Annotated in this window: 15 protein-coding genes; 4 read left to right on the forward strand and 11 right to left on the reverse strand. The window is 39.4% G+C overall.

The genetic code is table 11. The annotated features are described in order from the left end of the window. Positions 1–60: 60 nt before the first annotated feature. A complete protein-coding gene (locus ACK4HU_RS08865) occupies positions 61–5,313 on the reverse strand; it encodes an ATP-binding protein (protein ID WP_409805691.1) in 5,253 nt (1,750 codons plus the stop codon). Between the two features lie 460 nt (positions 5,314–5,773). Between ACK4HU_RS08865 and ACK4HU_RS08870 the strand changes: the two genes are divergently transcribed. Continuing rightward, entirely contained in the window at positions 5,774–9,016 is a 3,243-nt protein-coding gene (locus ACK4HU_RS08870) for a PAS domain S-box protein (RefSeq protein ID WP_409805694.1), read from the forward strand. 25 nt (positions 9,017–9,041) lie between these two features. Continuing rightward, entirely contained in the window at positions 9,042–9,455 is a 414-nt protein-coding gene (locus ACK4HU_RS08875; RefSeq protein WP_409805698.1) for a two-component system response regulator, read from the forward strand. A 685-nt stretch (positions 9,456–10,140) separates the two neighbouring features. Here the strand turns inward: ACK4HU_RS08875 and ACK4HU_RS08880 are convergent. The 8 genes from ACK4HU_RS08880 to ACK4HU_RS08915 form a co-directional block, all read right to left on the reverse strand. Next, complete coding sequence (locus ACK4HU_RS08880; protein ID WP_409805701.1) at positions 10,141–13,356, reverse strand: chemotaxis protein CheB; 3,216 nt, start codon at positions 13,354–13,356, stop codon at positions 10,141–10,143. Positions 13,357–13,820: 464 nt separating this feature from the next. Next, positions 13,821–14,486, reverse strand: coding sequence for a DUF4142 domain-containing protein (locus ACK4HU_RS08885; protein ID WP_409805704.1), 666 nt, complete (start codon positions 14,484–14,486; stop codon positions 13,821–13,823). A gap of 75 nt (positions 14,487–14,561) precedes the next feature. Next, positions 14,562–15,125 (reverse strand): hypothetical protein, encoded by a 564-nt coding sequence (locus tag ACK4HU_RS08890; RefSeq protein WP_409805707.1) that lies wholly within the window; start codon positions 15,123–15,125, stop codon positions 14,562–14,564. A 418-nt stretch (positions 15,126–15,543) separates the two neighbouring features. Then, positions 15,544–16,026 (reverse strand): ferritin-like domain-containing protein, encoded by a 483-nt coding sequence (locus ACK4HU_RS08895; protein WP_409805709.1) that lies wholly within the window; start codon positions 16,024–16,026, stop codon positions 15,544–15,546. Positions 16,027–16,158: 132 nt separating this feature from the next. Continuing rightward, entirely contained in the window at positions 16,159–17,154 is a 996-nt protein-coding gene (locus tag ACK4HU_RS08900; protein ID WP_409805712.1) for a manganese catalase family protein, read from the reverse strand. A gap of 844 nt (positions 17,155–17,998) precedes the next feature. Further along, the gene (locus ACK4HU_RS08905) at positions 17,999–18,529 is read right to left on the reverse strand and encodes a shikimate kinase (protein WP_409805715.1); all 531 of its coding nucleotides are present in this window, start codon (positions 18,527–18,529) and stop codon (positions 17,999–18,001) included. Next, complete coding sequence (locus ACK4HU_RS08910) at positions 18,526–19,623, reverse strand: BT_3928 family protein (protein ID WP_409805717.1); 1,098 nt, start codon at positions 19,621–19,623, stop codon at positions 18,526–18,528. The genes ACK4HU_RS08905 and ACK4HU_RS08910 overlap by 4 nt, the downstream gene beginning before the upstream one ends. Before the next feature lie 119 nt (positions 19,624–19,742). Next, the gene (locus ACK4HU_RS08915; protein ID WP_409805720.1) at positions 19,743–20,291 is read right to left on the reverse strand and encodes a DUF1599 domain-containing protein; all 549 of its coding nucleotides are present in this window, start codon (positions 20,289–20,291) and stop codon (positions 19,743–19,745) included. Between the two features lie 14 nt (positions 20,292–20,305). Between ACK4HU_RS08915 and folP the strand changes: the two genes are divergently transcribed. Beyond that, the gene (gene folP / locus ACK4HU_RS08920; RefSeq protein ID WP_409805723.1) at positions 20,306–21,190 is read left to right on the forward strand and encodes a dihydropteroate synthase; all 885 of its coding nucleotides are present in this window, start codon (positions 20,306–20,308) and stop codon (positions 21,188–21,190) included. After that, the gene (cdaA, locus tag ACK4HU_RS08925; RefSeq protein WP_409805725.1) at positions 21,187–22,062 is read left to right on the forward strand and encodes a diadenylate cyclase CdaA; all 876 of its coding nucleotides are present in this window, start codon (positions 21,187–21,189) and stop codon (positions 22,060–22,062) included. The genes folP and cdaA overlap by 4 nt, the downstream gene beginning before the upstream one ends. Before the next feature lie 152 nt (positions 22,063–22,214). Here cdaA and hslU read toward each other — a convergent pair whose 3' ends face one another. Together hslU and lon are read right to left on the reverse strand one after the other, a co-directional pair. Continuing rightward, the gene (gene hslU / locus ACK4HU_RS08930; protein ID WP_409805728.1) at positions 22,215–23,612 is read right to left on the reverse strand and encodes an ATP-dependent protease ATPase subunit HslU; all 1,398 of its coding nucleotides are present in this window, start codon (positions 23,610–23,612) and stop codon (positions 22,215–22,217) included. Positions 23,613–23,699: 87 nt separating this feature from the next. Then, complete coding sequence (gene lon, locus ACK4HU_RS08935) at positions 23,700–26,180, reverse strand: endopeptidase La (RefSeq protein ID WP_409805731.1); 2,481 nt, start codon at positions 26,178–26,180, stop codon at positions 23,700–23,702. Positions 26,181–26,252: the final 72 nt, after the last annotated feature.

A 26,252-nucleotide genomic window follows, 5' to 3' on the forward strand; every position in this document is an offset into this window, starting at 1 on the left:
TTATCAAAATCAAATGCTTGGGGATTTTTCTCCAAGCATTTTTTTATGCGTTAAAGAGTATTAAAGTTTTTGATCCTTGCTTGATTCAGCATTTGTCATGGGTAAAGTAAAATAGAAAATGCTACCCTTTCCCAGTTCACTTTCGGCCCATAATTTTCCCTCATGACGTTGAATAATTTCATGAGAAATATATAACCCAATCCCTAGCCCCTGAAAATGAATTGCTTGTTCTTCGATGCGGTGGTACTTATCAAAAATATTATTTAAGTTTTTCTTACCTATTCCGATACCATTATCTCTTATTGATACTTTTATCATTTCCTCATCCTGCTCCACATGTAAAAAAACCTTTTCTTCGCCCGGAGAATATTTTACAGCATTTGATAATAAATTTATCAGCACTTGCTGCAGCCTTTCTTTATCACCATAAATACTGTTGCAAACTTCACCTGTTTTTATAATTGTATGGGTTGGTAAAATTAGCTGCATGTTTTTCACAGTTCTTTCTACCATATCATTAAAATCAAAGTTTGTTATGGAGTATGTTAACTTGCCTAGCCTTATCTTACTCACATCCAACAATTCGGTGATCAGTTCATCAAGCCGGTTAACAGATTCATTTGCTTTTTGGGAATATAGATTTGCCTCAGTGTTGTCATCCTCTAAGGTAAATTCCAGCATTTGCAAATAAGCCTTAGCTGTAGTAAGCGGCGTCTTTAATTCATGGCTAGCAATGCTGATGAATTCATCTTTTCTGTCATCATTTTGCTTTTGTTGTTCTATATCAGTATTTGTACCGATCCAATGTGTGATTTTTCCTTCATCGCTATAGACAGGGTTAGCACGGGTAAGGAAGGTGCGGTACAACCCATCAATTCCGCGTATTGGATAGATAAGTTCCCAAGGAATATTAATTTTCCAGGCTTCGGACACAAAGTTTACCACTCTATCGACATGGTCAGGATGAAGTAGTTTTTCCCAGCCCAATCCTCGCATTTCCTCCATTGTTGTGCCGGTGTAATCAAACCATTGTTGATTATACCAGTAAATCCAACCATTTCCATCTGCTATCCAAGCAAGATTCTGGATATTATTTGCCAGCGTGTTGAATTGCTTTTCACTGTCCAGTATTTTATCTGCGGCAAGTTTTTCCTCATGCACATCTACCACGGTGCCTATCATTCCTTCATACTGTCCGTCTTCGCCGAACTTAGGGCTACCTCGGTCAATAGCCCATCGGTAGTCTCCATTTTTTACTTTTAGCCGATATGAGGCCATGAAGGATTTTTGCGCTGCATTGGCTTCTAAAAAAAGCCTTCCTGTTTCCTCCTTGTCATCTGGATGCGTGGCATCAAGCCAGCCAAAACTAAGTGCCTCTGCTTCGGTTTGCCCGGTATAGCTATACCAGTTTTTGTTTAAATAACTACAGCTACCATCGGGTTCGGTAATCCAAATAATCGCAGGAACTGTATCAGTCAATTGCCGAAAATATTTTTCGCTTTCTTCTATTTTTTTACGTGCCAGTACCTGTTCAGTGACATCTACTGCATGAACCAGTATCCCATCTATTTCCCCTTCATTGTTATGTGATGCCTGGTAAACAAAATTCACAAAAGCATCTTCAGGCCTTCCAGCCCCCCGATCAAACTTTGCAGGCATTTCATTGCCAATAAAAGGTTCTCCTGTGGTATAAACATTGTCGAGGATCTCGAAAAAACCTTGGCCTTCTAATTCAGGTAACCCTTCCCTTATGGTTTTTCCTAACATATCGCTTTTTCCGACAAACCGGTAATAATGGCTGTTGGCAAGTTCTACAATATGTTGGGGTCCGCGAAGCACACAAATCACCGCAGGGGCTTGCATAAATAACCTACTCACATTCTCTTTGGCTATTACAATGCTTTTATTTGCTATTGCCTGTGTAGTCACTTCATTGGCTATAATAGTTACGCCAGAAATGGTTTCATCAGCTTCTTTATAGGGCTGAAAAATGAAATTGAAATACACGTCTTCCCAAATACCATTTCGCTCCAGTTTCACCAATTCTTCATGTCCATAGAAAGGTTTTCCTGTTATATATACTTGTTCTAGCAAGGTTGCAAATCCCTGCTCTTTAATTTCAGGCATCAATGTTAGGAGTGACTTGCCTTCGATGTCTCCTCCCTTGCCCCAAACGCCTTTTATAGCATCATTAGCCAATGAAACAACCTTGTCTTCTCCTTTTAATATTGCAAAGGCAAAGGGTGATTCCATTAGAAGGTTGCTAAAGCGTTTTTCATTTTCTTTAATTTTTTTTCTAGCCTCAACCTTTTCTGTGATATCATAGGTCACCGCCATAACTCCATAAATTTCTCCAGAATTATTTTTCAATGGCTCCATAGAAAAATTAAAGTAATACTGCCGAAGTACTCCTTTATTCTTGAGGTCAAGCATGAGGGCATATTCGGGAAAAGAATATGATTCTCCTGTTTCCAATACTTTGTCAAATAATTCCAATGTGCCTGTGCCTTCCAATTCAGGAAAAAGGACTTGCATACTTTTGCCGAGTAAATCGGCAGCTTTTCGGTTGCTTAATTTTTCGTAAGCCTTGTTTGCCAAAACGTATTTATGTTCCGGTCCTTCAAAAATAGCAATGGCGGCAGGCGCGTTTAGAAAAATATTTTGAAGTTTATTTTCATTTTCTTCAATTTTTTTTCTTGCTAAAACCTGTTCCGTAACATCTACCCCGTGAACAAATATCCCATCGATTTCCTCTTTACTGTTTTTAGAAGGTTGGTAAATGAAGTTCATATAAACCTCCTCCAACTTTCCATTTCCCTTATCCAACTGTGCAGGAATTTCATTTCCAATGAATGGTTCGCCTGTGGCGTAAACAGTATCAAGAATTTCAAAAAAACCTTGTCCTTCCAGTTCAGGTAATACCTCTCTAACAGTTTTACCAATTACATCTTTTTTACCTATAAGATTCAGGTATTCTTCATTTGCAATTTCATAAACAAGCGAAGAGCCCCTCAACACACAAATAATCGCAGGCGCTTCCATAAATAAATTACGAATATTACTTTCTAGCGACTTCCGAAGCTTAATAATGTTTATTTGCGCTTGTATTCGAGCCAGTAATTCTTTCCTGGAAAATGGCTTTACCAAGTAATCATCAGCGCCTGTTTCCCAACCTTCAATTCTTGATTCTTCACCTGCTCGGGCGGTCAAGAAAATAACAGGGATATTTTCGGTGGCTTTATTGCTTCTAATTTCCTTCAATAAGTCCATACCATCCATCACGGGCATCATAATATCAGATAGCACCAGTGTAGGTTTACTTTCCTTTATTTTGCGCAAGGCGTCTAGCCCGTTACTAGCGGTAATGACATTAAAATGAGCTGACAGAATAGACCGAAGGTGTAAACGCATATCGGCGTTATCCTCAACCACAAGAATAGTTGGTAGCTCCGGCCTGTTTTGATTTTCGATTGACTTTTTTGCTTCTAACAGTTCTGCGTCCAGCAATGCCTGTGCTTCATCGATATAAATGGCATTGGAAATTTTATATGCATCATTTTCTATTTGAGAAATCTGTTGTTCATTCAAATGTCCTTTGCCATACGGAATTTTCACAATGAAAACACTCCCCTCATTAAGCTTACTCTCGACCTCAATGGTGCCGTGATGTATTTGCACCAATTCTTTTATCAGCGATAAGCCAATCCCTGTTCCTTCATAGGTTCTACCACTGACATTTTGCTCCCGGTGAAAGCGTTCAAACATATTAGGCAATTCAGCCTCGGGAATGCCTATTCCGGTGTCTCTTACTTTCAGCACTGCAAAATCTTTTTCTGCAGAAAGCTCCACACTAATTTTACCCTCCAGTGTATATTTAAAAGCATTACTTAAAAGATTGAAAACAATTTTTTCCCACATCTGTATGTCCACATACATTGGCTGAATGATGGAGTCAGCTTTTACTTCCAGCTTCAAATCAGCTTTTTCGATTACCGAGCGGAAATTGGATGCAAGATTTTTTGTGATCGTAATGATATCAACCAAACTAAACACGCCCTGTTGTCTTCCACTTTCTACCCGGCTAAAATCGAGCAAGGTATTTACCAATTTGAGCAAACGAATCCCATTACGGTGCGTTGATTCGAGATTTCCTATTTCGCTTTCACTGAAATTATTGTCCTTCTTATTTAATAATTCTTCCAAAGGACCAAGTATAAGTGTAAGGGGTGTACGGAACTCATGACTGATGTTGGAGAAGAAAACAGTCTTGGCTTTATCGATTTCTGCTAATGCTTCAGCTCTTTTTCGTTCCTGCTCGTAACTATAAATATTCGAAAATGCAGTATTGACCGTGTTTGACAGCAGATCGTAAAAATTGGAATACGCGTGATCTAATTCCCTACGGGCACTGACACCCGCCACAAAAAATCCAAAAGGCTGTTCCCTCGATGCAATTTGAATTGGAAATACCAAGGCTGAATTGGGAGCTTCAGGATAAGGTCCACACACAAATTCACCAAATTTTTCCCTTAACCCTTTTACTACAACAGGCTGCATTTTATCGAGTGCTTCTTTAAAAGGCCATACTTGTTGTGGGGAATTAATAGAAACTGCTTCTTCAGAAAGTGGTAAGCCGGCACTAACACCAACAGCACTTTCTAGGCTTACCGACTCATTTTTTTCATCCAGCTTATAGAATAATAGAAAAGGTATGTCAAGGCAAAACTCATTGTAGGCTTCCGTTATCTGTTTGTATGTATCCTGATTTGACTTTGCATCGGAAATGTATTCGGCAATATTTCTCAACACCTGCGTCCTTCTTGCGCTAAGCATTTGGCCGGTGGATTCGGTAATAGGGTGAAAAATACCACCGACCTTTCCCGATTCATCCGTAATAGGTGTAAAAGAAAAAGTCATAAATGCTTCTTCGAGATAGCCAAAACGATCCAAAAACATCCGTTGGTCCTTAATATATGTACCTTCGCCATGTTGTCCTCTGGTAAAGGCATCTCCTACAACCGGCAGTGCCGTTTCCCAGCAAATCCGAAAATTTTGCCCTAATGATTCAGGATGCTTTGCTCCACAAATGGGCCGATAACTGTCGTTGTAAATTTGAATTGTTTCGGGCCCCCAGGCAATAAGAATGGGAAAGGGTGAGGACAAGCAAAGCCCGACAGAAGTACGCAGACTTTGAGGCCAGGTATCCGGCGAACCTAAAGGAGTTTTAGACCAGTCTTTTGATCGAATGAGTTTGCCCATTTCACCACCACCGTTCAGAAAATTGAGCTTTGTATTCGTATTTGTTTCTTCCATCTGCTTCAAACCTCTTTTTTTTTCAATAATTGTTACGCCCGAATTATTGAAGAATTTATATTTTTTGGATGCATTGCACGCGTGTTGCAATTAATCAGAAAAATTTTATCCCAAAAAATCGATGTGCTCAAAAAAACAAAGAATTGCCAATTTTTTTTCCAATTACTTGCTCAATTGGTTTTGTATTCTTTTAGATTCAAAGCTGGGTAAAGTTAAATGGGTCAAGATCCCTATTGGAATTCTTGCAGTTGAGAAGGTCGTAAAATCTTAATTTTACCAACCCACCTGCTAAAAGTAAGCTTAGACTAATTTGATCTACAGGCCAAGAGGAGAATAATCAGATTTTGTTTTCAAGCGAATTCAGAAACCTGAAATAACCTTTCCAAGGCATATCACTTTTTTTGTCACTTATATAATTACTTTTAACAAATCACCGATGAATTATTGATTAACTCTATATATGACAATCCAAAAGAAAAATCTGGTCTTAGCTTTTATTGCAGCAGTTAGTCTTTTAATCATTCATTCAATTTTTTATTACTCCAGAATCAATGTATTTATTGAATCCGCAGCCTTGGTAAATCATACCACACATGTCACCCTGGAACTGGAAAAAATCAAGGGTATTTTCAGAGATGCTGAAACAGCCCAAAAAGGATACTTGCTCACACATGATGAGTCCTTCCTCAAAGATTTTACAGATGGTCTGAATGAATATCCCTCACAAATTAAACTGGTAAAAGAGCTGATTTCTGATAATTCAGAACAACAAAAAAGTCTGGCAATTGTCGAGCAGCTTGCACGGGATCGTGATGATTATCTCAAAAATCTGATTAATGTAGAAAAAACAAGAACGGTGACAACCGACGAATTATTAGTTAGCCAAGCTATCAAAGACAGTCTAAGGTCGCAAGTGAATGAAATGATCACTCTCGAAAATTCCCTGTTGGAGCAAAGGTCAAAAGACCTAGTCCAACAGAGTATTTATGCACCTTTACTGTTGTTGTTTTCAAGTTTAATTTCACTTGCGATACTCATTTTCTCCTATTTTAAATGGAACGAGTCCTTAGTCAAAGCGCATGATTTTAAAACAAAAGGAATGTTACAAGCCTTTGAACTGAAATTATCAAAGGAGAAGTTAAAAATCGAAAACAGGTTCCGTGAAATGGTGGAACAAGCACCTGTAGCAATTTGCCTGCTACGTGGTAAAGATTTGGTGGTCGAAATTGCAAATAAAAAACAGCTGCAATCCTGGGACAGAACAAAAGAGGAGATGCTCAATCGGCCCATTTTTAAAGATGTGCAAGAGGAAAAAATTAAAGATTTGGTGGAAATGCTTCGTGGCGTGTTGGAGACAGGTAAACCTTTTACAGCCACCGAAATGGCATCTCTACAATTCCGGGACGGAATCGAGCGAACAGTCTATATGAATTTTATTTGCGAACCTCTTTTTGAGAATCAGGAGATTGTGGGGATTATGGCCGTTTCCACTGATGTCACCGAACAGGTACTTGCTCGAAAGGAAGTTGAGGAAAGCGAACAGCGATTTCAAGCAGCTGTAAAAGCAGTGAAAGGCATTTTATGGACCAATAATTCTTTTGGTGAACTGGAAGGAGAGCAAATAGGCTGGAGTGTACTTACTGGACAAACTTATGAGGAATATCGGGGCTTTGGATGGGCAAATGCTGTACATCCCGAGGATGTCGTTCAGACGATGAAAGGGTGGAATCTTGCGATGGAAAATCGCAGCATTTTTGATTTTGAGCATCGGCTAAAAACAATAGATGGAAGTTTCCGCCACTTTTCGATCCGAGCAATTCCACTTTTTAATGAGGACGGTACTGTGCGCCAATGGGTAGGTGTCCATACCGATATATCCGAACAAAAAGACGCAGAGCAAAAAATAAGAGAAAGTGAATCCTATTTCCGCAGGCTAACCGATACTGTGCCTGCTATTATCTGGATTACCGAGCCCAATGGAACTTGTAGCTACCTGAACAAGCTTTGGTACGACTATACCGGACAAACGAAAGAAGAATCCTTGGGATTTGGTTGGGTCGATGCCATACACCCTGATGATAAGGAACAGGCTGAGGAAAGTTTTATTTCGGCCAGTTCAGCACAGCTTCCTTTTTCCAAATTATCCAGATTTCGAAATTCCAAGGGAGAATATCGCTGGGCAGTAGATAGTGGTAGCCCGAAATTTGACGCAAATGACGTGTTTGAAGGGATGATCGGAACAGTGATAGATATACATGAAGAAAAGTTGGCAGAGGAGAAATTAGCTTACCGCACAGCCTTATTGGAAGCGCATAATCAGGCAAGCGTAGATGGGATTTTGCTAGTGGATGCAAAAGGAAAAATTATATCATACAACCAGCGATTTATTGAAATCTGGAATATGCCTCAACATATTGTAGATGCAAAAGATGATGAAGCCGCCTTATCCTTTGGTATGTCCCAATTGTTGTACCCTCAACAATTTATTGATAAGGTAAAATATCTATATGAGCATCCTAATGAAAAGACTATTGATTATCTGGAATTTAAGGATGGAAAAATAGTAGAGCGAAACGGATACCCGGTAATTGGTGAAGATGGGTCTTATTATGCATGGAGTTGGACATTCAAGGATGTGACCAGGCAAAAACAAATTGAAAAAGAAATTAGGGAAAGTGAAGAGCGTTTCCGTTCACTTGCACAAACATTACCCCAATTGGTATGGGTTTCCGATGGACAGGGAAAAGCGGAATTTTCCTCTATCCGATGGAAAGAGTATTCAGGATTAGAGCCAAATGGCGAGTTAGAATGGAAAGAAATAGTTCACTCTGAGGATTATGAAAGCATCAATGCTGGTTGGATCCACAGTTTAGAAACCGGTAATATTTTTAAATCCGAAGTACGACTTAAAAATAAAGACAATGAATACAGGTGGCATACTGTGATTGGAGAGCCAGTTTTTGATCAGGAAAATAATATTGTAAAATGGGTTGGGGCATTTACTGATACTAATGAACAAAAACTAAACGACGAGCGGAAGGATGAGTTTGTAAGCATTGCCAGCCATGAAATGAAGACACCCCTGACCACTGCCAAAGCCTATCTGCAAATGCTGGAACTTACGCTGGATGATAGCAACGAAGAAGCAACCCTGTTTACACAGAAAGCCAATGAATCCATTGACAGGCTTACTGAACTGGTAAGCGAATTATTAGACGTGAGCAAAATAAGGTTGGGAAAATTACAGTATAATCTCGCCTTTTTTAATTTTAATGAGTTGATTAATGACACGGTTAAGACAATACAGCTGACCTCTCCTACTCATAAAATAATCAAAACTGGAAAAGTGAACGATCAGGTCAATGGTGATAAATACAGATTACAGCAGGTGGTTATTAACTTATTAACCAATGCCATAAAATACTCACCAACAGCAGAAGAAGTCTTCATAGGTATTGAGCAAGAAGATGACACCATCCAAGTATCAGTGAAAGACACTGGTATCGGGATTGCCCAAAGCAGTCTGAATAGAATATTCGACAAATATCATCGGATTGATGAGCATGCAGTTCATTTTCAAGGTTTGGGTATTGGGCTGTTTATTTCCCATGAAATCATTCAGCGTCACAAGGGTAACTTGTGGGCAAAAAGTGAGGCAGGAAAAGGAAGTACCTTCTATTTTACTATACCTATAAATAGCTAATCACTACACTAAAATTACGTTACAAATGATAGAAACCCGAGAAATTAAAAACACGCAAAATAATTCGGACAAACGAATTTTAGTATATGATGACAACATTGAGATTTTAAGAATGTGCCAAATATTATTTACAAAATACCATTACCAAGTGAAGACAATCTCAAGATGTGAAGATGTGATTAATGATGTCAAAAACTTTAAACCCCACTTTATTTTAATGGACCTTTGGATACCTGAAATAGGTGGTGAGAAAGCGGTAGAATTGCTGAAGGGAAATTCAATGACCAATTTTATCCCCGTATTTTTATTTTCAGCTAATTCCGATATAAGGGAGATAAGTAAACGAGTAAATGCAGACGGTTATATATCAAAACCCTTTAATATCAAAGAATTTATAGAAACAATAGAAAACCAAGTTCGAATTTACAAAGACAAATAAAAAAATAATCTGATTATACGCTATTCTGCCAGTAAGCAAATTTTATTAAGTTTCACCTCGACTTCGCTCGGTGTCCGTTAGTTTTGCTTTTAGGGGAGGGGAGGTATATGCGGCACAGCCGCATATACCTCCCCTCCCTTTAATAACCTGAAATCCGGTGGCCGAGCAGCTTGTCCGCCGTGGCGGGAAGTCGAGGCCATTTTGATCTACTGGCAAAGAAGCGGATAATCAGATAAAAAAATAATCCCCAATGTGTTACCACCCATTAGGACTCTTTTTTCCCAGCACGGGAGTTTGTTTTTTTTAATGTGTGTAAAAATTAATCTCCAAATAATAAGCTTTGAATAAGGTAAAACAAACCTCAGATTCAAAATCTATTAACCAAGCAGATTGAAAGGGATATTTGGAAATGTGACTTTAGTTTTAATATAATTTGATAATTGGTCTCAGACTCGGTCTAAAAATTGAACTTATGTTGTTCGAAACACAAAACCACATTTGCCATGAGCCACAAAATCTTTAACTCCCAACAAACCACTCCTCATGAAGAGGCTAAATTAATTAGGTATGATTCCGCTAGGAACCAATCTCTTAAAATTGAAATGAATAGGACCAATTTCACGAAAGAAGTTACTCCTACTCTTCAAACTACCCATCCTTCTAAGAAAAATTAATCGAATAAATATCAAGTGGGATTAGTATTCCTAAAGTACACTCTAAAGATAGATCCTTTCCCCTCTTCACTTTCGACTTGAATATCACCGCCGGCATTGGTGATAGTTTTTTTCACCAGGTAAAGCCCCACGCCAAGTCCTTCGACATGTACATGCCCCCGCTGAAAGGCACCAAATATTGTCTTCTTTTTTGCATCCGAGATCCCCAATCCATTATCCTGAATAGAAAGCAACACATAATTATCAGATTGCTCAGTTCGAATCGTGATTTCGGGTTCACGATTAGGTGATCGATACTTGATTGCATTGCTCAAAAGATTAAACAGGATACTCCTCAAATTCTTTTTCGAAAATTGAACCTCCGTCTCTTTTAAATCATAAATGATTTTTGCATTTGAACTTACAATTCGACTCTGAATACTCAATTCAACTTCTGATAGAATTTTCTTTATGTCAATATTTTCCTGTTGATCAACATCTCCTTCAATTTTTGCAATATCGGAGAGTTCGTTGATGATGTTGTTCAAATTGGAGGTGGATTTATCTACCATATCGATCAAATCTCTGACGTTTCTGATTTGTGGATCATCTGACTTACCATCCACAGCCTCTTTCAAAAATGAGATAATGATGTACATATTAGTCAAAGGCCCTCTCAAATCATGGGAAACTGCATAAATGAAATTATTATGGTCTGCATTTATGCGAGAGAGTTTATCCTGAATCTTTTTTATTTCAGTTATATCATTGAATGAGATAATCGCTCCATCATTACGGTTATCCTGTTGTTTTATATAAGGTATCCCCATCATTTGATACCATTTGCCATCTAAGGTTTGAACCTCCTTTTCAATGGTCCCACCGGAAGAAATCACTTTCCAGATGTCATCCATCAGAGTGGAGAATCGAATATTTGTTGATATATCACTTATCGCTCTACCTACATCACTGTCTTTGAGATTGATCTGATTAACAGCGGAGGGTGTGAATTTTCTTAAGATAAAGTCTCTGTCTACATAGAGCTGTGCATTGATAGTGGATTTGAAGTAATTGTTCAAATCGTCATTCAATTCAGCCAATTCTCTGATTTTCAGCTGATACTCATTATTCACTGTCTGCAATTCCTCATTGACAGACTGAAGCTCTTCATTGACACTCTGCATTTCCTCATTGCTTGAAATGAGCTCTTCATTGTAGGAAGAAACATTATCATTGGAAATTTCCAGGGCATTATTCGCTTCGCTTAAGGTTTCCTTAGTATCTGCCAGCTCCTCTTTCAGATCTTCCATATATTGGGAAGTCTGGGCTTCGATGCTATAAGTCACTGCCTCGTTATCGCTACTTTGCTCAGTATCATCGTCGCTGTACAATACTAAAATTACATTTTGGGAAGTGTTCTTTTCGACCAAAAACGGTTTTACCCAAACATTTACTGAAAGGATTTTTTCCTCTCTTTTGAATTTTATTTTCTTAACAGAAGCCTCTTTGTTATTCTTTATAGATTTATTAATCGTGGTAGAAGTAGTGATGGAAAGTTCTTCAGGCAACATTTCCAGCAAGTTGAAATTGAAGATTTTGGGAAGTAAAAATTTCTCATAGTTTCCATATGTCTGTAAGATCTTAAAATCAGTATTGACCCAAATTGCAGCCTCGTAACCGGATAAACTTAAAAGCGAATGATTGATCAACTCACTGAGGTTACCTCTTTCAGTTCTTTTGGTAGAAGGGGTATTTGGGTTTAGATTGATTGATTGTTTTTCCAGTCGGGGAGTAGTATATGAAGTATCTCTGTAGTTTCGGATTACTTCCATACTCTTAAATATTCTCCATTTCTTATCTACTTCCTCGAACGATTTTTTCAGATCACCCAAGCTTTCGCTAGGACCTAAAAACAAATACCCTCCTAAATTCAAACAAAAATGGAGTGAAGTGAGGATTTTCTTTTGAAGTATAGGATTGATGTAGATGAGAAGATTTCGACAACTGATCAGATCAATTTTGCCATAGGGAGGTTGTTTTACAATATCATGATCAGCGAAAATCAGCATTTTCCGAATATTGTCCCTTACTTTATAGTGATTATCTTGCTTAATAAAAAACTTCTCCAGTCTTTCGAGGGAAACATCATGGCTGATACTTGCCGGATAGATGCCCTTTGACGCAAAAAGGAGGGCTGATTTATCAATATCACTCGCAAATATCTTTACTTCTAAATTTTTCTTGAGCTCCGTGAGTTGCTCAATGATCAAGATGGCTAGCGAATACGCCTCCTCGCCTGTAGCGCAACCCACAACCCACACTTTGAACGTATCGACTTGGAGCTTGTGCTCTATGATTTCGGGAATTACTTTTTCCTTTATTACCTCAAACGCTTCCTTATCCCTGAAAAATTTGGTGACACTGATGAGAAATTCTTTAGCTAATACCTCAATTTCAGCTGGATTAGCTTCCAAAAAAATTACATAATCTATTAGAGTAGCAATCTTGTTTTTAGCCATTCTTAAAACAATTCTTCTAAGAATAGTTGGTCGTTTATAATCCGAAAAATCAAGTGGAGTATGCTTTTCAATCAATTCAAGAATCTTTACCAGATGAGCTTCATTTTCATCGTCAATAGGTGAAGTCAACTTATTCTCTAGATGATTCCGGTTCAGATAGGTAATAATTTCTTCCGGGATCAAATCCGGAGTAAGGATCACATCCACATTTCCTGAATCAATCGCACTGTTGGGCATGCCATCAAACTTGGCACTTTCAGGATCTTGAACAATCACGTAGCCCCCATTTTTTTTGATTGCGGCGATTCCTTTGGTACCATCAGTTCCGGTACCGGAAAGAATAATAGCGATGCTCTTATTTTTGTGACTCAGTGCCAATGAATCAAAAAATATGTCGATTGACTTGTTGGGCTGCTGGGCAATGATGTCATTCAAAAACAAAGTTCTGTTTTTGATAGTCATATTTTTCCCTTGAGGCATTAAATAGACCCGGTTTGGTTCTACGAGCATCTCATTTTCAGCAATTGATATTTCCAGTTTGCTGTGCTTCTCGAGCAATTCTGCCATGAAGCTTTTATGATCCGGAGAGAGGTGCTGTATGATTACGTATGAAACTGCATCTTCAGGCGTATGGTCAAAAAGCTGATGAATCGCTTCCATACCTCCCGCAGAGGCACCAATAGCGATGATATAAGGACCTTCCTGATGCGCTTTCGATTCTTTTTTCACTGTCTTATCGATCTTAAATTATAGCAATTCAATTTGTATCGCTAGAGTTAGTCACTGTCACCTTTCCTTTCCAATACTAAATTGATCTCCTACCCAAAATCTTCCTTCCTCAAAATCAACATTCGAATTTCAGCGCAATTTATTGAAGATACGTAAAATAAAAACAGTAATTAGTAGAACATTTTAAATAATTTATCTCTAAGGCGAATGATAATATATACTTAATCCAAATTTTCGAAATTTATTCTTGATTGAGCACAATTGATTTATTTTAAGATTGAAATAACCAATTAAACACTCGATAATGGAAACAAAAAGAGGTGCAGTAAACTAAGTTCACTGCACCAAAAAATAAGAGTACTTATTTCAATTTATTTTTAGAACTGATTTCAGCAAAAATTTAGCTCTATCGATAATATGAAAATCAGCGATTTAACAGTTTAAAAATTATAGTCTAAATAGAATTACATTTTGTCACATTCTGCTTTGCACTTTTCAGCATGTTCCAAATGAGTTCTCAAAGTTGGAAGTTGATTAGTTGCCCAAGTTCGGATTTGCTGACTTTTAGAATCATTCGACGCTTTTTCGAAAAGATCAATAGCATCTTCATGGTGATCTACCATCATTTTGCTGTAAGCTTTGCCGAAATCAGCTCCCGTTTTCTTCCCTAAATCATTGAATGCACCTTCAGAGTTTGAAGATGCTGATGTTGGGATCGACACAGAATTGTCACGCGCCAAGGTTTCAAGAGAAGCGAGCGTTTTGGTATGACCATCTTCCATCATTTTTCCCAATTCCTTAACATGCGGAGTGGTACCTTTTTGTTGGGCTAATCTTCCAAGTCTGATTTCTTCCAACTGCATCTCAGCAGCCTTGATCAAAAATGTGCTATCGTTATTATTTTCAATAACTAAGATAGTTTTATCAGCAGTAGAAGGACTGTTCATATTTCTATCTGCTGTCTGACTGTTCATGTCTCCTGACGGAGATCGTTGATTCATATCAGTATTTTTAGCCATATCTTTTGTGTCAGTTCTGTTGTTTTCAGAACATGAAGACATAAAAATTAGCGTTCCGGCCAAGCCTAATGAGAAGGCTACAATTGGCATTAATTTGATTCGATTGTTCATAATAGTATGGTTTTGCTTTAGTTCTTAAGCTATGCAAAGGGTATATAGACCCCTTGCATAGATGGGAAATTGGTATTACCAGTGGATTTCCTCACCACGGTTAGTTTTCCAGTTATTTTCCAAATACTTGGCATCTTCCTCGTTTTTAGGCTTCACTGAGATGACCACATTACCTTCTTTGATTCCTGATTCATATAATTTTGCTCTTGCTTCAGGAATACCTGAACCCACCAAGGCTCCAATGATTCCACCAGTCAATCCACCTGCACCAGCACCAGCCAATCCTGCGGCAATTGGTCCAGCGATCAAGATTCCAAGTCCAGGTATTACTACACTTGTTCCGATAGCCGCTACTACGCCGACAATTGCACCGATTGTACCTCCGATAGCAGATCCCTTGCCTGCATGTTCTGCTGCTTTGGTTCCAATCTCGGTTCTATCAGACTCATCTTCGTTATAATGCGCTTTCCGCGTTTCATCAGACATGACCAAGTTGATGTCATCCTTTGAATAACCTCTTTCATTTAATGAATTGTAGGCATTTTCTGTACTTTCACGGTCACGAAACATTCCCGTTAATACTCTCTTATCAGAAGAAGTTTCGGCGTGTCCGTTATTTCCAACTCTTGAATTTTCCATTTTGATTGTAAATTTGATTAAATTATTATGATTATATTATAAGTTCACTTTGATAATTATAGTATTCATATTTTTGCTATTTCGTTCAAACTACGAAAAACAAGAATCCAGCATTTACACTATATATTATCAATATTTTTACAGTTTAATTTCGTAAGAACCTTTATTACTATCTAAGTCCCCATGACTTGTTTCTGATCTATATGTTATAAGTATTCAATTATTATGATTTTAAACATCATAATAGAACCACTTTCAAACAATATTTACATCATTAAGTACACTGGCTTAATAGAAAATAAATTATTACGAATACCATTACTGTACCCAGGCATCCGCCTCCCAATTTTTTTGCACCGTATCCAGCTATCAGTCCTTTGAAAATAGTGTTCATTTGATTTATTTTTTCTTATTTAACTTAAGCAGCTTCCTCAGATGCATCCACATTGATGGCTTCCATAGCCACTTCCGATAGCTTCAAATCAGCTTCTTTTTCTTCCTGAAGTGTCAAATCCAATAACTTTTCAACTTCAGTCAACTGAAGCGTCTCGGCAAACTGTCTAAGAGTGCCATAGGTGGCAATTTCATAATGCTCAACCTTCTGGGCTGCAGAAATAATACCTGCATCACGCATTGATCCTTCTTCACAAGATTCCATGATCTCAGAAGCTTCCTTGATCAGTCCTTCCATAGCTTCGCATTTTTTGCCTTCGGCCTTCACTTTGATCAAAGTGAAAACTTTGTCCAATCGTGTGATTTGTCCCTTGGTTTCTTCCAAGTGCGATGTAAGGGCCTTATTCAATTCCTCTGATGTAGTCTGCTTGACCATCTTAGGTAGTGCTTTCAACAAGGCGTTTTCTGCCCAATAGATATCCTTCAACCCATCTTCAAACAAAGACATAAGTTGAGAAGATTGCATTGATGATTTTTTGTCTGAGCTTGACTTCTTTGAGCCTGTACTAGGGGCTTGAGATGCACTTTTTTTGCTTTGCATGTTGTGGTTATAGTTATGGTTAAAATTTGAAGTGATTTATTATAAAGAAGACTTCTCCAGTTTCTGTGGTTTTTTTTGATCTTTCATACTTCCATTGTCTTGATATACAGACCAACTCATGACTCCATTACTTGGGGCTGTGGCCTTGTCTACCTTTTCTTTTCTTTTGGCACTCAAGTCTTTATTAGACTCCTGAACTGATTTTTCAGTGCGCTCTGTGCCTTTGGCTTTTTCATCCAGCAAGCCATTAGTGTCTCTCACGTGCTGAACGGGGTCTTGAATAGTCTGCCATTCCTCTCCCATCAACGGACTTGCACCTTGGTTCCAAGGACCTTTGAACTCCTCGCCCTGTGACATGTTGAAGTACTTGTTGCTGAACTTTGGATCACTTTCAAGAATTCCGGGAGGGAAATTAGGTTGAATCGTGTCAAGTGCAGCCTGGAACATTTGAAAATGGGCCACTTCCCGGGTCATCAAAAAGCGTAAGGATTCTTTTACATACACATCGTCTGTGAACTTCATCAGGTTTTCATAGACCATTTTCGCACTGGTTTCGGCACCGATATTTAGACGCAAGTCGGCGGTCAAATCGCCCATTCCCATGATATAGCTCGCACTCCAGGGGTTACCGACACTATCAGTCAAAGTAGGCGTACCACCACTTACTATAAAAAAATGTGGATTGATCATGGCATCATGGATGTAATTTTCCTTCGCTGCATTGCCATCGAGCATTTTGTTTAGATCAGATTCGTCTGCGGCATTTTTCAATTCGCCATTTACTCCTGTTAAGAGCATTTGGATAGTGGCACCGACAATCTCCAAGTGACTGAATTCCTCTGTGGCGATATCCATCAGCATATCATACTTGTCAGGGAATGCTTTCCTGCATCCAAATGCCTGAACAAAATATTGCATGGCAGCTTTTAATTCTCCATTAGGACCACCAAATTGTTCGAGCAATAATTTTGCGAATCGAACATCTGGCTTAGAAACTCTGGCATTAAATTGCAATTCTTTTACATGGTGGAACATAGCTTTATAGTTTGGTTAAAATGAATGTATATACTGTATAAAAATTGTATTTATAGCTACTTTAAATTCGCATTAAAAGCATACCAATTCACTAATAGAAATGATATCCTATTTAATGTGTTTATAACTTGATTCTAAATTTTAAATAGAATCTCGCTTGAAAGACATACACCCTTTTAAATAATCTGATAAGATTAAAATATTTTCAGAGATAATCAGGATTACATTTCTTGCTCATTTAGACATAAACAATAAGTCTAATACTATGCCACCACGCCTATATCGATTTAAAGCAGGATTATGCCAATAAAAAAATAATTTTTGAGAAGTTAAATCCTCGCAATGGGATAAAAATCCGGGGATTCTATCAACAGAAAATGATTGAGAAAAGTGAAATTTGTGAGTTGGGTATTTGTACAAATATTGAGAAAAGAGATTGAATAAAATTCAAGACCAACCTGCGAAAATTAAAAATCTGATACGATTTAGATTAAAAAAATATAGGCATTCGCTTTTTTACTAGTAGGAAATTATTTGCATGACAAAATTTAAAAATTCGTTTTTTAGGGCTGGAAATGAAGCGGATAATCAGATTAAAAAATATGGATATACGCAATTCTGCCAGTAGCCAAATTCTATTTAGTTTCACCTCGACTTCGCTCGGTGTCCGTTAGTTTTGTTTTAATAGGAGGGTAGGAATATGCGGCTGCGCCGCATATTCCTACCCTCCCCTAAATAATCAGAATCCGGAGGCCGAGCAGCTTGTCCGCCGTGGCGGGAAGTCGAGGCCATTTTGATTTACTGGAAAAGAAGCGGATAATCAGATTAAAAAATGAAATTTTTTTCAATTCTTTAGCTGGGAAATCAACTCATACATTAACAACTCTGCTGAGAAATCATCTCCACTCAGCTTGATTTTAGCCTGATTGTAATAGAAATCCCGCTCGGCAAGAAGGCTTTTCAGTTTCAGGGTTATTTCACCCTGATCCAGATTGAAAAACATGGGACGGCTCTGGACTTTGGATGTTCCTAACCTTTTGGAAATCGTTGACAATGGCACATCCAAGTACACAGAAACTGATTTTTGATTGATTAAATCCATGTTGTCATTAAAGCATGGCGCACCACCTCCTGCAGCTAGGACAAATGATTCATCACGGTCTAATAGCTCAGAAAGCATTTCGGTTTCAAGTTCCCGAAATTTTCCTTCCCCATGAACAGAGAATATCTCCGAAATCTTCATTTGACTTTTCTCTTCAATCTGCTGATCCAAGTCGAGATATGGAAATCGCAATTCATGCGCTAATTGGCGACCAAATGAGCTTTTCCCAGATCCCGGCAGACCCACAAGTACAACTTTCAGCGATTTGCTCATAGAAAAAAGTCTAAAACATCTGTCGCAGCCGGAGTATTGTTATGGTGATACTTCTCCATGACGACCCCATCTTTAAGAATCATTACACCCGGATTAGCCCGCATGATCGTCTTGACGACCGTGGCATCAGCCTGAAGCCCTATTACGCTCCAGTTATTCTTAGATAAAAAAGCATCGATCTCCTCCTGAGTAGCGGCGGCCATGAAGACCACATCCACAGGCGCACCTTCCATTGCTTTGACCAAAGAAGTCAAATCATCCAAATTGGACTCATTCATTTTAGCCATATTGCTACTGAGGATGATCACTTTATTTCCGGCAAAAAGAAACTCAGATTGATCTCCTTCAGAATTCCAAGCTGCAAAATCTGAGATTTTCGGTAAAGCATCTGGATTCTGTAGCACCATCTCCACAAACTCAAGCCCTTCTTCGGAAGGATACTGATCAAAAGTGACCGTCTCCTCCCCTCTTTTCATCACATATTTATATTGAAGTGCCGCGGAAGGCTGCATATTGGTGGGAATGCTTACTCCGTTTTTATATGCTCTGAAATCAATAAACGGTAAATTCTGAATTGCCCAATAAGCTAATCCCAAGGAAAGAACCAAGGTTACAATTGCTACGACACTTGCCCATTTGGGAGTTTCCTCCGGGAGATCTCTCCTGAAAAAAAACAGAAAAGAAATCATGATCAAAAGAATCACATCCTTGTAGAAAGACTCCCAAGGCGTCAATTTGATTGCATCTCCAAAGCATCCACAATCCGTCACTTTGTTGAAATATGCGGAGAAGAAGGTCAGAAAAGTGAAGAATAGAATCATCAAACCAATGGCAATCACGGTCTGCCTCAATTTGACTCCGATGATTAACATCACACCCAAAACCACCTCAGCCACTACCAGGACCACGCCTATGTAAAGGGCAATTGGCTTGAAATAAGAAAAGAATCCTGCGATATCATTGGAAAATACATCAAAATACTCTTCCAGCTTGATTGCAGTTCCAACAGGATCATTGACCTTGATCAGGCCCGAAAAAATAAAAAGCCCGCCTACCAAAATGCGTAGAATCCAAAGTACAGATTGCTTATTCATAGTTGTTTTTTCAATGGTTGTGTATAGCTTTTCTCTAACCTGTCTTTGGTAAGTATGCTTGAGTCGAGAAAAGTCCGGTTAGTTGTGATTTATACTTCTAAATTATACTCCTCTTAATGCTAGACTTCATGATACCCCTGTTTGATGAGGCAGAATACCGAGTAATTGATCATATCCTGATAGTTGGCTTCTATTCCTTCTGATACTATTGTTTTTCCTTGATTATCTTCGATTTGCTTCACTCTAAGAAGCTTCATTAGGATAATGTCAGTCATCGAACTGACACGCATATTTCGCCAAGCTTCACCATAATCATGGTTTTTATTTTCCAATAATCCCCTTGTCGAATTTACCCACTTATCGTAGACAGGCTCCAATTCTGAATAAGGAATTTCCATCCCTTCGTCCTGTTTCAAGCTGATCTGAATTAAAGCAATAAGGCAGTAATTAATAATTCCTACAAACTCATCAAGAATAGGATCATCTACTTTTTGACTTCCATTCTCCTGGATAGACCGAATTCGTTGAGCTTTGATGAAGATCTGATCTGTAATAGATGGGAGCCTGAGAATCCGCCATGCTGTCCCATAATCGAGGGTTTTCTTTCGAAACAGTTCTTTACATCGGGCAATTACTTGCGTATATTCGTTGGTGGTTTTTGTCTCCAAAATAAATTAGTTTAATGCTTCTCGGATCAAGTATATCTTCTTTGACCGAAGATAAATTATTTCCCCAAAAATATACACTTCAAATCAAGGGAAGGCTAGTAAGCTTGGAAAAACCCAAGATTATGGGGATTTTAAATCTTACCCCCGACTCATTCTTTGCCGGTAGCCGTGTCGATACATTACCAGACTCCATCTTGACTAAGGCAACTCAGATGATTGAAGAAGGGGCGGATTTTTTGGATTTAGGAGGTTACAGCACTAGGCCTGGTGCAATAGATATTTCTGTCCAGGAAGAAATTGACCGGGTTGTGCCTGCTGTAGAAATAATCCGAAAGAAATTTCCGGATGTACTTCTATCCGTTGATACATTCCGTTCAAAAGTGGCCAAAGAAGCTGTTTCGGCTGGTGCAGATGTGGTGAATGATATCTCTGCCGGAGCATTGGATGTAGAAATGCTGGAGGTGGTATCGAAGCTGAAAGTGCCCTATATAGCAATGCATATGAAGGGAAATCCACAAACTATGCAATCGCTTTCCCACTATTCTGATATTTTAGAAGAAATACTGTATTATTTCGCTGAAAAAGTGGATCTTTTTAGAAAACTTGGCATCAAAGATGTAATTATCGATCCGGGATTTGGATTTGCAAAGACGACTGAACAGAACTTTTTTCTGTTGAAAAATCTTAAGAGTTTTGAAGCTTTTGGGTTGCCACTTTTGGTAGGGCTATCGAGAAAATCAATGATTTACAAAACTCTGCAAATCAACGCTCCAGCCGCCCTTAACGGGACGACCGCTTTGAATATGTTTGCTTTATTGCAAGGTGCAAACCTACTCAGAGTTCATGACGTTAAGGAGGCAAAAGAAACTTTGAAACTATTTGAACAACTATACCCTTGAGCTTACTTTTCAAAATTGGTTTTTTAGACATTTCCATCGTCAATATGATAGATATTGCGTTGGTAGCTGCGCTATTGTACCAAGTCTATAAGCTTCTAAAGGGAAGTGTAGCAATTAAAATTTTCGTAGGGTTTCTTTCACTTTACCTGATCTATTTATTGGTTAGGGCACTGAGAATGGAGTTGCTTTCCGCAATTTTGGGACAGTTTATGGGAGTCGGTGTCATCGCCGCCCTCATTATTTTTGCTCCTGAAATCCGGAAATTCCTTCTAATTGTAGGACGAACTTCCATTTTCTCGGACGATAATATCTTCAAGGATATTTTATTCTTTTGGAGAAAAAAGGAAAACTCAGCCTTCAACATCAGCCCAATCATCGATGCTTCAAAAGTGTTGGCCGGAAGTAACACCGGAGCTTTGATGGTCATCTCCAGTAGTACCGAATTAAAATTTTATGCTGAGAGCGGTGACATGATGGATGCTGAACTTTCAAAGCGTCTTTTGATCTCGATTTTCAACAAATACAGCCCACTTCACGATGGTGCTGTGATTATCCATAAAGGTCGAATTAAGGCTGCTCGATGCATTTTACCAGTAACCGAGCGCGAAGTGCCTGCTCAGTTTGGACTTCGACACAGAGCCGGAATAGGTATGTCAGAGGCCACTGATTCCTTGATCCTAGTTGTATCAGAAGAAACAGGTCAGCTATCCATGATGAAAAACGGAAAGGTCCTGCACAATCTGTCCTTTCAGGAAATCAGAGAAATCATCAATGATTACCTCAACAATGAGGACTTGGATGATCGCTTCGAAAATCTTTCCGAACACGACCATTCAAGCAGACAGAATCTTGCGGTTTCTGGTAAGTCTTGATTTAAGAAAATTTACCCCTATTCTCTGAGTAGCATTTTTTTCTACACTACTAAATTTTACAGGCTAATTGCAAAGCCACCTTATTCCCTGCACGATGAATCATCCAGTGAATAATATTTTCCTGAAACAGACTAATAACCAATTCAGTCTTTTTAAAGAATATACTGCGACAGATCCCTGTTTTTCACCAAGGCATTCAATCGCTCTTCTACCATTTCTTTGGTCACCATGATTTTTGAATTGGCTTGGATTAAATCAGGAACATCAAACAGGAAGTCATTCAGCAAATGACTCATCACGGTATGCAATCTCCTTGCGCCGATATTTTCCACTTCCTGATTGATCAGGAAAGCCAAGCGTGCAATTTCCTCAATCGCATCACTAGTGAATTCCAAAGAAACCTGCTCCGAACCAAAAAGTGCTTGGTATTGCTTGGTCAGTGCATTCTTCGGTTCTCTCAAAATTCGGGAGAAATCTTCCTGAGTCAAACTTTGAAGCTCGACTCTGATTGGGAATCGCCCCTGCAATTCCGGGATCAAATCCGAAGGCTTACTTACATGAAAAGCCCCAGCTGCAATGAACAAGACGTGATCTGTATTCACTACACCATACTTTGTGTTGACAGCAGTACCCTCTACGATCGGTAGCAAATCTCGCTGCACGCCTTCTCGGCTGACATCCGGTCCACTTCCGCCTTTTCCGGCTTTCGATGCTATTTTATCAATCTCATCTATGAAGATGATACCGTTGTTTTCGGCAAGCTTGATAGCTTCTTCTTTTACTTCGTCGAAGTCTACCAATTTGGAAATTTCCTCTTCCAACAGCACTTTTCTCGCTTCAGCGATAGTCAACTTCCGCTTTTTGGTCTTTTTGGGCATCATACCCGAGATCATATCCTGAAGTCCAGCCATGCTGGCATCATCCATCATCCCGTTTCCGATCATTCCGATACCGACAGGTGAAGAAGCCTTTACATTGATTTCGATCTTTCGCTCATCCAATTCTCCGTTTCTGAGCTTTTCGCGGAAACGCTCCCTAGTGCGTTCATTCAATTCAGAATCATCTCCAGGTTCACCTTGAATTTCAGTATTGATAGCCATTGGTCGGGTGAACCCTGCACTTTTGACAGGTGGAATCAGAATATCGAGAATCACTTCCTCTACAGCTTCAGTAGCTTTTATTTTAACTGCTTCGTTTTTGACCTCTTTGACCAAATGAATGGATTGCTCCATCAAGTCTCGAACCATGCTCTCGACGTCTCGGCCTACGTAGCCAACTTCGGTGAATTTTGAGGCTTCCACTTTGGTAAATGGAGCCTGTGCAATATTTGCGAGTCGACGTGCGATTTCAGTTTTTCCAACTCCGGTACTACCGATTAGCAGTATGTTGTTTGGAACAATGTCCTTTTGGATATCGGATTTGACCATCATGCGCCGGATCCGATTCCGTAAGGCAATCGCAACATTCCGCTTGGCATCTTTCTGTCCGATGATGTATTTATCTAGCTCTTCGACGATTTGTCTTGGAGTGAGTGATTCGATTTGATTCATGGTAGTCCTAGGGGTGTTGGTAATGAAACTGATTTCGTTTCCAAAAGATTGAAAAGACTTCCCCTTTTAGAGGAAGTCCTAAAATTTTTATTCCTGAACCGGCTTTGGTTCGGCCGAGAAAGTGAATTTAAGCGGCTTGTCCACCTTATGTGGGGTGAGTGCGATATCCAAAACCTCAGAGACTCGATCCACGAAATGGAATTCGATTCCCTTTACGTATTGCTGATCGATCTCCTCGATGTCACGAAGATTTTTCTTACAAAGAATAATCTCTTTGATTCCAGCTCTTTTGGCTGCAAGAATTTTTTCCTTTATACCTCCGACAGGCATCACTTTACCGATCAGGCTAATCTCACCTGTCATGGCAGTTTTTGCTTTCACTTTTCGTTGAGTATAGACAGAGGCCATAGCTGTCAGCATCGTAATTCCTGCTGATGGTCCATCTTTTGGCACTGCACCCGCAGGAACGTGGATATGGAGATCATATTGATCAAAGACACGGTGATCGATACCAAGTGTTTCCGCCTTTGATTTCAGGTAGGAAAGTGCAGTCATCGCAGACTCTTTCATCACTTCACCTAATTGACCTGAAAGGGTCAATTTGCCTTTGCCTCTGCTCAAGCTGGATTCTATAAAGAGAATTTCTCCTCCTACACTGGTCCAAGCCAAACCTGTCACTACACCTGCAATGCTATTGTCCTGATACGTTTCCTTATCGAAAATCTCAGAACCTAAGATTCTTCTCACCGCCGCCGGTGTGATTTTATGATCGTATTCCTCCTCCATGGCAATGGATTTGGCGATATTTCTGACCACCTTTCCAATCGCCCGTTCAAGGCTTCTTACGCCTGATTCCCGTGTATAATCTTCAATGATTTTCGCCAAAGCCGCCTTATCAAAGGCGATGTCTTTGGCTTTCAAACCGTGCTCTTTTCGTTGCTTAGGCACGAGGTGCTTTCTGGCGATTTCAAGCTTTTCTTCCTGAGTATAGCCCGTCACTTCGATGATTTCCATACGATCCCTCAGTGCAGGCTGAATGGTGTCCAGCGAGTTGGCGGTTGCAATGAACAGCACCTTGCTCAAGTCATATTCTACTTCCAAATAATTATCGAGGAAAGCGAAGTTTTGCTCCGGATCAAGAACTTCAAGGAAAGCTGAAGAAGGATCCCCTCTGAAATCGGAGGAAAGCTTATCAATCTCATCCAACACAAATACCGGATTGGAGATTTTCACCTTTTTCATATTCTGAATAATCTTACCCGGCATCGCACCAACATAAGTCTTGCGGTGTCCACGGATCTCGGCTTCATCATGAAGGCCGCCCAAAGACATTCGGATATACTTTCTTCCCAATGCGGCAGCTACGGATTTTCCAAGGGAGGTTTTACCTACACCAGGAGGGCCATAAAGGCAAAGAATAGGACCTTTCAAGTCGTTTTTCAATTTCAGAACTGCGAGGTATTCGATGATCCGCTCTTTCACTTTTTCCAAACCAAAATGGTCTGCATCAAGTACAGCTTTGGCATGCTTCAGATCAAAATTATCCAGCGTAAACTCATTCCAAGGCAGATCAACCAAGGTTTCTGCATAGTTGAGTGCGATGGGATATTCCGCTGCAGCCGGATTGATTCGAAGGATTTTGTCGAGCTCTTTGTCAAAATGTTTCTTGACTTCAACCGGCCAATGCTTCAGATCGCCGCGCTCCCTCAAATCCTGTACTTCCTTTTCAGGACCTTCTTCACCCAATTCGTCCTGCAGGACTTTCATCTGCTGACGCAGGAAATAATCCCGCTGTTGCTGATCAATGTCGGTATGGACTTTCTTATGAATCTCTGACTTCAGCTCCAGCATCTGGATGTCTTTCATCATGTATTCCAAAAGAAGCGTTGCGCGCTCCACTCCATCGTTGATCTCAATCAAGCGCTGCTTGGATTCTACCGGTGCATTGATATTCGAAGACAGGAAATGAGTAAGAAAGGGCGTATTGTCGATGTTGTCCAAGGCCACTTGAGCCTCACGGGGAATCTCAGGATTGAGGTGAAGAATCTTACTTGCAGCTTCTTTCAGAGATTCTTCCAGGGCTTTGATTTTTCGGGAGTTTTTTGGAAAACTTTCATCCAAATAATCCACCTTGGCCATGAAATACGGGTCATCTGTGACCTGTTCACGGATTTTGAATCGCTTTTTACCCTGAATGATTATCGTTGTGTTTCCATCAGGAAGCACGATCATTTTGATGATTTTGGCCAAAGTGCCGACATGGTAGATGTCTTCCCACCCAGGATCATCATTGTTAGGATTGATTTGAGCACAAACACCGATCATTTTACTACCCTTATGGGCTTTCTTGACCAAGCGAATAGATCGCTGTCGACCCACAGTAATCGGTATGATTACTCCAGGAAAAAGGACGGTATTTCTAACAGAAAGTATGGGGATTTCTTCATCATAGGACTCATTAATCGGATCACCTTCTTCATCGTCTGTGATCAATTGAATGAGATCTCCCTCCCCGGTATAGTCACCGGACATAAGATTTTGAAATAAAGAATTAGAAAATTGGTTCATATGGACAGAATGACAGCCGGGCTGTCAGAGAATGGCTAAAATAAAAGATGAACCCCCTATTTACGAAGGTTC

Origin of the sequence: Algoriphagus sp. (assembly GCF_046296635.1) — a bacterium.
Classification (GTDB): Bacteria; Bacteroidota; Bacteroidia; order Cytophagales; family Cyclobacteriaceae; genus Algoriphagus.

What these genes read in the sequence shown, in the direction of transcription:
- ACK4HU_RS08865 (WP_409805691.1), bottom strand. Translation starts at nt 5,313, where the DNA reads ATGGAAGAAACAAATACGAATACAAAGCTCAATTTTCTGAACGGTGGT.
- ACK4HU_RS08870 (WP_409805694.1), top strand. Translation starts at nt 5,774, where the DNA reads ATGACAATCCAAAAGAAAAATCTGGTCTTAGCTTTTATTGCAGCAGTT.
- ACK4HU_RS08875 (WP_409805698.1), top strand. Translation starts at nt 9,042, where the DNA reads ATGATAGAAACCCGAGAAATTAAAAACACGCAAAATAATTCGGACAAA.
- ACK4HU_RS08885 (WP_409805704.1), bottom strand. Translation starts at nt 14,486, where the DNA reads ATGAACAATCGAATCAAATTAATGCCAATTGTAGCCTTCTCATTAGGC.
- ACK4HU_RS08890 (WP_409805707.1), bottom strand. Translation starts at nt 15,125, where the DNA reads ATGGAAAATTCAAGAGTTGGAAATAACGGACACGCCGAAACTTCTTCT.
- ACK4HU_RS08895 (WP_409805709.1), bottom strand. Translation starts at nt 16,026, where the DNA reads ATGTCTTTGTTTGAAGATGGGTTGAAGGATATCTATTGGGCAGAAAAC.
- ACK4HU_RS08900 (WP_409805712.1), bottom strand. Translation starts at nt 17,154, where the DNA reads ATGTTCCACCATGTAAAAGAATTGCAATTTAATGCCAGAGTTTCTAAG.
- ACK4HU_RS08905 (WP_409805715.1), bottom strand. Translation starts at nt 18,529, where the DNA reads ATGAGCAAATCGCTGAAAGTTGTACTTGTGGGTCTGCCGGGATCTGGG.
- ACK4HU_RS08910 (WP_409805717.1), bottom strand. Translation starts at nt 19,623, where the DNA reads ATGAATAAGCAATCTGTACTTTGGATTCTACGCATTTTGGTAGGCGGG.
- folP (WP_409805723.1), top strand. Translation starts at nt 20,306, where the DNA reads ATGCTTCTCGGATCAAGTATATCTTCTTTGACCGAAGATAAATTATTT.
- hslU (WP_409805728.1), bottom strand. Translation starts at nt 23,612, where the DNA reads ATGAATCAAATCGAATCACTCACTCCAAGACAAATCGTCGAAGAGCTA.
- lon (WP_409805731.1), bottom strand. Translation starts at nt 26,180, where the DNA reads ATGAACCAATTTTCTAATTCTTTATTTCAAAATCTTATGTCCGGTGAC.